Source organism: Capnocytophaga sp. G1920, from assembly GCF_051417515.1.
In genome coordinates this window covers 164,933-176,471 of the sequence record NZ_JBPRKH010000002.1, presented here as the reverse complement: position 1 = coordinate 176,471, position 11,539 = coordinate 164,933, and the positions used below count along the sequence as shown (strand labels likewise).

Here is an 11,539-nt window from a genome sequence, read left to right as displayed (position 1 = left end):
AAGTATGATGTATGTATATTATCCTTGTTTGAGTTCTATGACAGTAATTTCAGGCCATACGCCTAATCTTCCAGGGAATGCGTGATACCCAAACCCACGATTTACGTTTAAATATTGTGCTCCTTCTTGATACATACCTCCCCAATATTTATAAATATATTGTGAGGGACTCCACCGCCATTGAGGTATTTCAATCCCGCACTGCATTCCGTGCGTATGACCGCTAAGGGTGAGCGCTATGTTCTTTTTCTCGGGCAAAACAATTTCTTGAAAATGAGTAGGGTCGTGACTCATCAGTATTTTAAAATCTTCTTCGTTTACCCCCTCCATAGCTTTATTGAGGTCGCCGTATTTAGAGAACCTACCGCGCCCCCAGTTTTCAACGCCTATAAGGGCAATCTTTTCGCCATTGCGTTCTAAATAGCGGTGCTCATTAAGGAGTAAGTCCCAACCCATTTCCTTTTGTAAATCAAACAAGTGTTCTAAGTTTTTGCGCTTGGCTTCAACGCTTTCCCAAGAAGAGTAATCGCCATAATCGTGGTTACCCATAATAGAAAAGACACCATCGGGAGCGTGCAACGTAGCAAACAAGCTTTTCCAATCGTGAACCTCCTCTGCCAAGTTATTTACCAAATCGCCCGTAAAAAGAATGACATCACTCTTTTGAGCATTGATAAGTTCTACCCCATAACGTATCTTTTCATAATTGTCAAAACTTCCACAGTGAATATCCGAGATTTGAGTAATTCGATAGCCATCGAACGCCTTAGGAAGGTCGGGAAAATAAAGGGTATACTTCCATACCTTGTAATTGTACTTTCCTTTAAAAATAGCGTAGAGGATAGAGGCAAAAGGAATAGCCGCCAAGCCCCAACCCAGCATACTGATAAACTTGCGTCGCGAGGGCAAACGAGGAGCGTTTTGCTTTTTCCTGTTGAAAAAAGCGCGTATAAGACGAGTAATATCTTCTATAAGCAAAGGCAAACTGACAAATAAGCAGATGATGAGCCACGTAAGTAGTCCTGCCACAGCATATTGCTGAGGAGCACTCCACACCGTTTTACCTCTGTTGAACCAATGATAAAGAAGGTTGAGAACAATCGCTACTGCTATTCCCCAAAAAGTCCAATGTATCCATCGTGCTGCGGCAAGTGTCTTTAAACTTCTGCTAGCATAAAAACTCAATAAGAAATACAGCGTAAAGATACTGATAAGTATAATATAAATCATAGAATATTTGCCTATTCGTTAATTTGCTAATTTGCTAATAATCTCACGAATAACTTTAACGTTAGAAATAGGTCTTTTGGTTTCATCTAAAAAACTTTCTGTTTTGAACGAAAAAGGTAAGGTAGTACCTAAATCTTCGAAAACAGTACCTGAGAAATGTACTTCGGTAAAACCGGCAGCTTTTATCTGCACGATACTTTGCGCATTGATGCCACCACCGGGCATAATAGTAGGTTGTCCTCCGCCAATGCGATTGAGTTCTTTTAGAAGAGCGAGCCCCTCAATAGCCGATTTCTTACCTCCTGAGGTGAGAATGCGTTTTACTCCCAAACGTTTCAAGGTTTGAATAGCTACAATGGGGTCAGGAGCACAGTCGAAAGCACGATGATAGATAAATTCCATATCACCAGAGGCTTCAATGAGGCGTGCGGTGCGTTCTTCATCGATGGTATTATCGCGGTGCAATACACCCGTTACTACGCCCATACAACCTAACTCACGGCAAAGAGCAATATCGCGCAACATTACATCGAATTCTTCTTCGGTATAAGTGAAATCGCCACTGCGTGGACGTATCAGCACACAATTGCCGATGCTCAGCTCGTCCATTACTTTTTTAATCAATCCGTAGCTGGGAGTGATGCCTCCTACTCCCAATTCACTGCATAATTCAATGCGAGTAGCACCTGCTTCTTGTGCATTTTTAGCCGACTCGAATGAGCTGGCACATATTTCATAAATCATAATGTCTTTGTTAATTTGGAGTGCAAAGGTAGAGAATAATTAGCAAATGAGCAAAATTTTAATTAATGGTTAATGGTTAATGGTTAATGGTTAATGGTTAATGGTTAATGGTTAATGGTTAATGGTTAATGGTTAATGGTTAATGGTTAATGAGGAAGGGGGATTTCAACTTTGATAAAGACAGTAAGGGAGGTGTGGCGACGAAAAGGCAAATGATGATTGGGTCTACAGTGGGTCTACGGTGGGTCAAGAATGAACAAAAGACGAACAAAAGACGAACAAAAGACGAACAAAAGACGAACAAAAGACGAACAAAAGACGAACAAAAGACGAACAAAAGACGAACAAAAGACGAACAAAAGACGAACAAAAGACGAACAAATGACGAACAAATGACGAACAAATGACGAACAAATGACGAACAAATGACGAACAAATGACGAACAAATGACGAACAAATGACGAACAAAAGACGAACAAAAGACGAACAAAAGACGAACAAAAGACGAACAAAAGACGAACAAAAGACGAACAAAACCTCCTCCTAACCTGCTCTAAAGGGGGAAATAAAGCGACGTAAAGACGAACAAATGACGAACGAAAAAAGAAGGTAAGTTAAAACTAAGAGAGAGATAAAAAGAAGGTTATTAGTGGATTTTAACATTGCCAAAAGTTTGAAATTTTGGCAATGTTCATACAAACAACGGTGCGAGCGATACGGGCAGATAATGGAACAATGAAAGAGAATAGGTTTTGCGAAGTAATATAAGTGTTGAAATATAGGGAGTGGTTTGTAAATGACTAATATATAATGTGTAATAGAAAAGAGAGAGACTCTATTGCAATAGGAAAATGATGGATTTATTTTTGGAAATAAATTATAGTACGAAGCTATGTGCTTTGCTTTGTGCATATTAATATAATCTTTCTATTTTATTATTGCGCGCTTTATTTTCTATTCTAAATAAATTAATAGGCTATTATTAATTAAAAGTTTTATTATTGTAGTTTTTATGCTATGTAGAATTTGTAAAATAAAATATTTTTAAATATTCCTTATGATAGATTTTTGAATGAAATAGAAAATAAAAAGATTGTTTATAGTTGTTTTTTCGAAATAATACGAAAATTTAATACTTTCTGTTTAATTCAAATATATGTGTAAATCAGTTTGTTATACCTATAATCAACATTTCATAAAATTTATATACAAAAAAAATTTATTAAATATTTGTTCATATCATTTTTTATTTGTTATTTTGCCCCGTCGATTAAAGAAGAATAAAAACTAAATCACAATTAGAACTAAGATACTATTTTAATAATGGATTTTAAACAATTAGAAAAACAATATCGCGATGAATTGTTACAAAACGTGATTCCGTTTTGGTTAGAGAAATCGCAAGACAAAGAATATGGTGGTTATTTTACTTGTCTTGACCGCCAAGGAAATGTATTTGATACCGATAAGTTTATTTGGTTACAAGGGCGTGAAGTATGGCTCTTTGCAATGCTTTATAACCGTGTAGAAAAACGACAAGAATGGTTGGATTGCGCTATACAAGGAGCAGAGTTTCTCAAAAAATACGGACACGACGGAAACTTAAACTGGTATTTTTCATTAGACCGACAAGGTAACCCTCTTGTGGAACCTTATAATATTTTCTCTTATACCTTTGCTACGATGGCTTTCGGTCAGTTGAGCATTGCCACAGGCAATCAAGAATATGCCGATATAGCCAAACGCACTTTTGATATTATCCTTTCTAAACAAGACAATCCTAAGGGGAAATGGAGCAAAGCCTACCCAGGTACTCGTTCGCTTAAAAACTTTGCCTTGCCTATGATTCTCTGTAATTTGGCATTGGAGATAGAACCTTTATTGGACGAGGCTTTTATCGAGAAAACGATGGATACTTGTATTCACGAAGTAATGGACGTATTTTTACGCCCTGAACTGGGGGGCATCGTAGTAGAAAATGTAAATGCTGATGGTTCGCTATCTGATACTTTTGAAGGTCGTCAGCTTACCCCCGGTCACGCCATTGAGGCAATGTGGTTTATAATGGACTTAGGCAAACGTCTCAATCGTCCTGAGCTCATCGAAAAGGCGGTGCAAACTACTCTAAAAATGATTGACTACGGTTGGGATAAAGAGTATGGCGGTATTTACTACTTTATGGATAGAAAAGGCTGTCCGCCCCAACAATTAGAATGGGATCAGAAATTGTGGTGGGTACATATAGAAACGCTTATTTCGCTGATAAAAGGATATCAACTCACTGGTAATAAAGAGTGCTTGCAGTGGTTTGAGAAAGTGCATCATTACACTTGGGAACATTTTAAAGACCCTAAACACCGCGAATGGTGGGGGTATCTCAATCGCCAAGGCGAAGTGCTTTTAGACCTTAAAGGCGGTAAATGGAAGGGCTGTTTTCACGTACCACGTGGCTTATATCAAGTGTGGAAAACAATTGCAATGATTAATGGTTAGTTGTTAATGGTTAATGATAAAAGACAAATAATGAACAGAAAAACTTTGACAAAGTCTAAGCTACTTTGCCAAAGTTTCCTACCCGTGCAGCTCGCATCTTTGGCAAAGTCTGCTCTATTCGTTTTATCTCTAATAATATTGACGGCTTGTACAGAAACCCAAAAAGAACAACCTATGAAAATTAATATTACAACACTTACCACCCAAGGCTTGGAAGGCGATTTGCAGAAAGGCGTTTCGGCTTCTTATGCTGCCCTGCTCAACGGTGAATTATTGGTAGCAGGAGGGTGTAACTTCCCTGATAAATTGGGTTTTGAAGGCGGAAAGAAAGTGTTTTACGATGAAATACTTCACTTCAATAAAACACAAAACCAATGGCAAACAGTGGGCAAGCTTCCTGAGGCAGCAGCTTATGGGGTATCGGTAGCGATTCCTGCTGGCTATCTGTGGATAGGAGGACAGACGGCTACACACTCTTTAGCCAATTGCTATAAGGTGCAGTACTCAAAAGAAAAAGGCATTACGCTTACTTCTTTTCCTTCTTTGCCTGAACCACTCGACAACTTTGCAGGAGCGAGCATAGGTAGCAAAGTTTTTGTGGCAGGAGGTAGTGCTTCGGGAAAGCCCTCTAACAAAGTATATTATATCGATACTGCTACTGATAAAGAGTGGCATCGCTTGCCTGATTTCCCCGAAGAGCCCAGTGTACAACCTGTATTAGTAGCGATGGAACAAGAGGGTGATACACACTTATTCTTGTTAGGAGGCTTTTTCGGGGGGGATACTACTCGCGTGCCTGCCCTCTCTACTGCTGTGTGGAGGTATAGTGTGCAACAACAGCAATGGCAAAAAATAGCTACACAAGCAAGTCCTGAAAAAGTGCCATTTTCACTCACAGGAGCTACAGCTTTGGCTATTGATAACCGCTATATTGCTTGTTTTGGAGGTGTAAATGCAACACTTTTCTTGAAAACCATCACTGACCTCTATCATATAGGTCGAGATACTACCCTCACTGATGAGACACGCAAGCAGAAAAACTACGACTATATGTCGCATTATATGACACAGCCTATTGAGTACTATCGTTTCAATAAAGAGTGTTATCTGTTCGATACTCACAGCCAACAGTGGTCGGTGCTCAATACACAAACTGATTTTGCTCGAGCAGGTGCTACCTTAGTAGGCTCTCCAGATGAGTTTTACCTCGTGCAAGGAGAACTAAAACCCGGTGTACGTAGTAATAAAACTTTTAAAGTTGTGGTAAAATAGTATATACTTACTTAAAGGGTGAGGCTATGCCTCAGAAATCAATCAAAAAAACAAAATCAAACAAACTTTTGTTAATCTGTTAGATTTCCCGACCGTAGGGAGGCTCTTTAACAAACTAATATAACAATTGATACTATGAAAAACAGTAAAATATACCCTTGGATAGTAGTGGCATTGCTATGGGTGGTGGCACTACTCAATTATTTAGATCGACAAATGCTCTCCACGATGCAGGAGTCGATGAAAATGGACATCAAAGAGCTTGCTGTGGGAGAAAACTTTGGTAGGCTGATGGGAGTGTTCCTTCTTATCTACGGATTGATGAGCCCTGTGGCTGGTATTATTGCCGACCGCGTGAACCGCAAGTGGATGATTGTAGGAAGCCTGTTTGTATGGTCGGCAGTAACTTATGGTATGGGTTATGCGACAACCTTTAATCAGGTGTATTGGCTACGCGCCTTAATGGGACTCAGTGAGGCGCTTTACTTAGCTACTGCTCTTTCTATGATAGCCGATTTCCATACTTCAAAAACACGCTCTTTGGCTATAGGTATTCATATGTCGGGGCTTTATGCAGGACAAGCCTTAGGAGGCTTTGGAGCTACTATTGCCTCTAACTATACTTGGCATACTGTGTTTCACTGGTTTGGTATGGTAGGGATAGTGTATGCTTTTTTCTTGGTATTTACTCTCTTTGACATAGAGCGTAAACCACAAGCAACTACACAAACAACGTCAGCACCGAAAAACTCATTGTTATCGTCGCTTGCTCTTGTGTTTGGCACTTTCTCTTTCTGGATACTCTTGTTCTACTTTATGGCATCGAGCTTTCCAGGTTGGGGAACTAAGAACTGGTTGCCTACGCTCTTTGCTACTAACTTAAATGTACCAATGGCTACCGCAGGACCTATAGCAACAATTTCTATCGCTATATCTTCTTTCTTGGGAGTGCTCATAGGAGGTACATTGTCCGACCGCTGGGTACAGACCAATATCAAAGCGCGCATCTATACTAGTACTATTGGCTTAGGGCTTACCATTCCTGCTTTGATACTCATAGGTTTTGGAGAGTCGTATGTAGCAATGATAGGGGCAACCTTGCTCTTTGGTATTGGCTACGGAATGTTTGATACCAACAATATGCCTATCTTATGCCAAATTATTCCGCAACAGCAACGCGCTACGGCTTATGGCATTATGAATATGGGGGGCGTATTTTCGGGCTATGCTGTTACCTTAATGCTTGGTACTTCTACCGATGCGGGCAACTTAGGAGCTGATTTTAGCAAACTCTCGGTGATTATCTTAATAGCCATTGTACTGATGTTGCTATTCTTAAAACCTAAGAGAGAATTGTGTGGAGAATAATAATCCCCAACCCCTCCCAAAGAGGAGCTAATTGAAATAGAATTATTAATAAACACTCTCCTTATTATTGCTTTTGAGGTTCCCCTTCCCCTTCCTTTTTGGGAGGGGAAGAAAGGAGAGGGAGAGAATAAATAACTAAATAAAATGACATTTGAAAAAATTAATGGGCTAATAGTAGCGCCCTTTACACCTTTTGACAAGAAAGGAGAAGTAAATTTAGACCCTATTGATCAGTATGCAAAACTCTTGCAAAAAAATGGATTAATAGGGGTATTTATCAACGGTTCGTCAGGTGAAGGCTATATGATGACGGTTGAAGAACGTATGAAGATAGCCGAAAAATGGGTATCAGTAGCTCCCAAAGACTTCAAAGTGATTGTACACTGTGGGGCTACCTGCATCAAAGATAGCCATAAAATGGCACAGCACGCCCAAGAAATTGGAGCTTTCGGTATAGGGGCAATGGCTTCACCTTTTCCCAAAGCGGGTAGGGTAGAGGAGCTGGTGAAATACTGCGAGGAAATAGCTTGTGGAGCGCCTAATCTGCCTTTCTATTTCTATCATATCCCTGTGCTCAATGGGGTGTACCTTCCTATGTTGCCGTTCCTTAAAGCAGCTGACGGACGTATTCCTAACTTAGCGGGTATTAAATACACCTACGAACCGCTTTATGAGTACAACCAATGTATGTTGTACAACAATGGTAAATACGATATGCTTTATGGCTTAGATGAGACTATCCTCAATGCTCTTGTAATGGGGGGTGCTCGTGGTGGTATTAGCGGTACTGGTAGCTATATAGGCAAGGTATTGGTAGGTATCATAGAAGAATATCACAAAGGCAATATTGCCAAAGCTGCTGAGTTGCAAAACTACGCCCAAGACGTGATAAATGTAATTGCTAAATATCGTGGCAACATAGTTTGCGGCAAGCGTATAATGAAGTTGCTCGGTTTAGACTTAGGTATCAATCGTACGCCTTTCCAAAACATTACTGATGAAGAGGAAGCAGTCATTAAGAAAGAATTGGAAACCATTGATTTCTTTAACAAATGTAACCAAATGTAGTATATATAAAATGTAATTAACCTACCACCCCATTGTATTTATAAAATCAATCAGTAAAAATTTAAAGTAATGAAGCAAAAGTATTTATTTAGTGTATTCTTCTTGTTGTTCTTTACCACAATAGGTTGGGCTCAAGAGATAATGGTGAAAGGGACGGTTTCTTCTGATGAAATGCCGTTGCCAGGTGCTGCTGTAGTTGTGAAAGGTACCACACACGGTACCCAGACCGACTTTGAAGGGAACTATACCCTCACTGCAAAGGAGGGTGATATTCTTGTATTTAGCTTTGTCGGATATACTACCCAAGAGAGAAGAGTAACAGGAGGTGGAAATGTTACACTTAATATTAAGTTAAAAGAAGAGAGCAATACGCTTGATGAAGTGGTGGTGACGGGATATGGAGTGCAAACTCGTAAAACCTTAGCTACTTCAGTTTCTAAATTGAACACAAAAGTATTAGAAAGTGCTCCACGTTCTAATGCGGCTACCGCTCTACAAGGTAGTATTGCAGGACTTAGAGTAACCCAAGTAACAGGGAAACCAGGGACTACCCCCGAAATACAATTGCGTGGTGGTACTGGCTTCGATGGTAGTGGTTCACCTTTGGTCTTAATAGATGGAGTACCAGGTTCTTTTTACGCTTTGAACTCTGATGATATAGAATCTATGGAGGTCTTAAAAGACGCTGCTTCTACTGCTATTTATGGAGCACGTGCTGCGAATGGAGTTATCTTGATAACTACTAAAAAAGGAAAAACAGGACGTTCTAATATTACCGTCAGAACCAAATATACGATGAATCAGAAACGTGCTTTACCCGATTATCTTGATGCGCGCGACTTTATCTACTGGAATAGACGTGCTATTAAGAATGTACAAGACTACGGAGTACACAATTTCGACCAATTCCTTACTGGTACACACGCTATGTCAACAGGTAATAACACTACTGATTCACCATATACTACAATGGAGCTTACTAATGCCAATCGTTATTTGCTTAATAATCCAGAATGGCAAACAATGACAGATCCTTTAGACCCTACTAAAACACTTATTTTTCAAAATAATAATGTAGGAGAACTTATCTATCAATATAGTGATGCTAAAGATTACAGTGTTTCATTTGAAGGAGGTAATGATAAAGGCACTTACTATTTGGGATTAGGATATTTAGATGATACGGGTTTAGTATTAGGGTCTAACTTTAAACGTTATTCTGGTACTTTTAACGGTTCATATAAGATTACTGATGATTTTAAAGTATCTTCTAATGTTCTTTATGCTCAATCTAACAAAGTAGGGTCTTTTAGAGATGCTTTGAGTACTTATGCCAATGAAGATGATTATTTTATTTTCCAACGTTTTGCAGGGCAAGCGCCTACTTCACGTATTTACAATACCAATCCCGATGGCAGTTCTTCTAAAGACTACAATCCTGGTAGTAACTCAGGTTTTGGTAACCCTGCTTACTACAAAGATAAGTTCTTAATGGACAATATAGAACACCGTATTACGGCTTCGGTACAGTTTGATTGGAAATTGCTTAAAAATCTTTCTTTGATGGCACGTGCTAGCCATTTCGCTGTGCATAATACAGATGAAAGGTTTTACAAGGCTTATATGAATAGTGGAGCTTTAGTATCTTCTCGCCAAGCTAAAACGGCTTACGATCGCACTATGAACAATCAGGGTACCCTTACGCTGAACTACAAAAATACTTTTGCTGAAAAGCATAATCTAAGTGTATTATTAGGAGGTGAGTTTTTCAAACAACAACAATTCGCTTCTAATGCAGCTACTGAAGGTTCTCCCACTGACCTTATCCGTACCCTCAATGCAGGAGCTAAAGCAAGTGGAATCCCTTATTCCTACAAACGCGATTATAGCATAGTGTCTGCTTTTGGGCAACTTAATTACGATTATGACGATCGCTACCTTTTAGGACTTACTTTCCGCTATGACGGTACTTCAAAACTACGTGATAATAAGTTTGGTTTCTTCCCGGGAGCTTCTATAGGTTGGAATGCTCATAATGAAGAGTTCTTCAAAGAAGGAAAAATTAGCCAAGTAATCAGCAGATTAAAACCACGTGTGAGCTATGGGGTAAACGGAAATATTGATGCTTTGACTATAAGCAATGATTACTATTGGTTGTTAGGAAAATATAGTGTACAAGCACCCTATAATGGTAAGAAAGGCTATGTAAATACTTCTGTACCCTTGTATTACTTGAAATGGGAAAAAGCTACTACGTTAAACTTCGGGTTAGACCTTGGACTTTTTAACAATCGTGTGAATTTCTTAGTAGATTATTTCATTCGTGATATTTATGATAAATTGGCAGACCAAAGAATACCTATCTCTACAGGTTTCTCATCTGTAAAAATCAATAATGGTACGCTACAAAACAGAGGTATTGAAATTGAAGCGAACTTCAAAGTTATCAATACCGATGATATAAAATGGAATATAGGAGCTAACTTTACCCGTATTCGTAGCTTTGTGAAGAAACTTCCACATAACGGTAATAATAAGAATCGTATAGGAGGACAAGAAATATGGGATCCTTCTGATCCTACTAAAACTATGTATGTAGGTGGTCGTCAGCAAGGAGAACGTGTAGGTGATGACTTAGTAGTAGGTTATCAAGATGAAGGTGTATATCATAACCAAGCTGAATTAGATCCTCATAAAGACAGACAAATTCAGTTTTATGCTGGTACGATACCTACTGTTAATAGAAAACCTATGGTAGGTGATACCCGTTGGAAAGATGTAAATGGCGATGGTATTATTGATAGTCGAGATAGAGTGGTATTGGGTAGAACAACCCCTGATTTTATAGGAGGTTTTACTACTGATTTTACCTATAAAAACATTAATCTCTTTATCAAAACAGACTATGCGGTGGGGCACTTAGTACACAATTCCGTACGAAGTAGAGGTATTTCACAAGTACAGGGTAATATGAACTGGACATCAGAGATAAAAGATACTTGGACACCTGAGAATCCTAATGCTGATATTCCACGTTATGACTTTACCGACCCTCGTGGCAACCATAAAGCTGAAACAAAAGCAGGAGAAGAACAATTTACAGCAAGTTCTCGCTACTGGGAAAAAGGAGATTATTTAGCTTTGCGTGAAATTACTCTTAGCTATAATTTGCCAGGAGCAGCAGTGAATAATGCTTTTAAAGATATTCGCCTTTTCGTTTCAGGTACTAACTTAGCTTACTTTACTAAGTATTCAGGTTATTCTCCTGAAAAAGGCGGTTGGGATAACGGACGTTTTCCTTTGCCACGTAGCTTTACTTTTGGTATCAATGCTACTTTTTAAATAACTTTTTAAATAGAACTA

At 39.0% G+C, this 11,539-nt stretch carries 8 protein-coding genes; 6 read left to right on the top strand and 2 right to left on the bottom strand.

The annotated features are described in order from the left end of the window. Nucleotides 1-18 precede the first annotated feature (18 nt). Together ACSQ7D_RS02695 and ACSQ7D_RS02690 are read right to left on the bottom strand one after the other, a co-directional pair. Nucleotides 19-1,230: a metallophosphoesterase gene (locus ACSQ7D_RS02695; RefSeq protein WP_437135277.1), complete on the bottom strand. Its 1,212-nt coding sequence runs from the start codon at nucleotides 1,228-1,230 to the stop codon at nucleotides 19-21. Between the two features lie 18 nt (nucleotides 1,231-1,248). Next, nucleotides 1,249-1,974: a copper homeostasis protein CutC gene (locus ACSQ7D_RS02690; RefSeq protein ID WP_437135276.1), complete on the bottom strand. Its 726-nt coding sequence runs from the start codon at nucleotides 1,972-1,974 to the stop codon at nucleotides 1,249-1,251. A 149-nt stretch (nucleotides 1,975-2,123) separates the two neighbouring features. Between ACSQ7D_RS02690 and ACSQ7D_RS02685 the strand changes: the two genes are divergently transcribed. The 6 genes from ACSQ7D_RS02685 to ACSQ7D_RS02660 all read left to right on the top strand — a co-directional run bounded on the left by ACSQ7D_RS02685 (nucleotide 2,124) and on the right by ACSQ7D_RS02660 (nucleotide 11,518). After that, a complete protein-coding gene (locus tag ACSQ7D_RS02685) occupies nucleotides 2,124-2,381 on the top strand; it encodes a dihydrolipoyllysine-residue succinyltransferase (RefSeq protein ID WP_437135275.1) in 258 nt (85 codons plus the stop codon). A gap of 917 nt (nucleotides 2,382-3,298) precedes the next feature. Continuing rightward, the gene (locus tag ACSQ7D_RS02680; protein WP_009420570.1) at nucleotides 3,299-4,468 is read left to right on the top strand and encodes an AGE family epimerase/isomerase; all 1,170 of its coding nucleotides are present in this window, start codon (nucleotides 3,299-3,301) and stop codon (nucleotides 4,466-4,468) included. Nucleotides 4,469-4,474: 6 nt separating this feature from the next. Further along, the gene (locus tag ACSQ7D_RS02675) at nucleotides 4,475-5,740 is read left to right on the top strand and encodes a cyclically-permuted mutarotase family protein (protein ID WP_437135274.1); all 1,266 of its coding nucleotides are present in this window, start codon (nucleotides 4,475-4,477) and stop codon (nucleotides 5,738-5,740) included. A 135-nt stretch (nucleotides 5,741-5,875) separates the two neighbouring features. Then, on the top strand, nucleotides 5,876-7,108 hold the full coding sequence (locus tag ACSQ7D_RS02670; RefSeq protein ID WP_437135273.1) for an MFS transporter: 1,233 nt from the start codon (nucleotides 5,876-5,878) through the stop codon (nucleotides 7,106-7,108). 144 nt (nucleotides 7,109-7,252) lie between these two features. After that, entirely contained in the window at nucleotides 7,253-8,176 is a 924-nt protein-coding gene (locus tag ACSQ7D_RS02665) for a dihydrodipicolinate synthase family protein (protein ID WP_437135272.1), read from the top strand. Between the two features lie 69 nt (nucleotides 8,177-8,245). Next, nucleotides 8,246-11,518 (top strand): SusC/RagA family TonB-linked outer membrane protein, encoded by a 3,273-nt coding sequence (locus tag ACSQ7D_RS02660; RefSeq protein ID WP_437135270.1) that lies wholly within the window; start codon nucleotides 8,246-8,248, stop codon nucleotides 11,516-11,518. Nucleotides 11,519-11,539 lie beyond the last annotated feature (21 nt).

Bases quoted from the DNA above. Each gene is read 5' to 3' on its own strand.
- ACSQ7D_RS02695 (WP_437135277.1), bottom strand. From the start codon at position 1,230: ATGATTTATATTATACTTATCAGTATCTTTACGCTGTATTTCTTATTG.
- ACSQ7D_RS02690 (WP_437135276.1), bottom strand. From the start codon at position 1,974: ATGATTTATGAAATATGTGCCAGCTCATTCGAGTCGGCTAAAAATGCA.
- ACSQ7D_RS02685 (WP_437135275.1), top strand. From the start codon at position 2,124: ATGAGGAAGGGGGATTTCAACTTTGATAAAGACAGTAAGGGAGGTGTG.
- ACSQ7D_RS02680 (WP_009420570.1), top strand. From the start codon at position 3,299: ATGGATTTTAAACAATTAGAAAAACAATATCGCGATGAATTGTTACAA.
- ACSQ7D_RS02675 (WP_437135274.1), top strand. From the start codon at position 4,475: ATGGTTAATGATAAAAGACAAATAATGAACAGAAAAACTTTGACAAAG.
- ACSQ7D_RS02670 (WP_437135273.1), top strand. From the start codon at position 5,876: ATGAAAAACAGTAAAATATACCCTTGGATAGTAGTGGCATTGCTATGG.
- ACSQ7D_RS02665 (WP_437135272.1), top strand. From the start codon at position 7,253: ATGACATTTGAAAAAATTAATGGGCTAATAGTAGCGCCCTTTACACCT.
- ACSQ7D_RS02660 (WP_437135270.1), top strand. From the start codon at position 8,246: ATGAAGCAAAAGTATTTATTTAGTGTATTCTTCTTGTTGTTCTTTACC.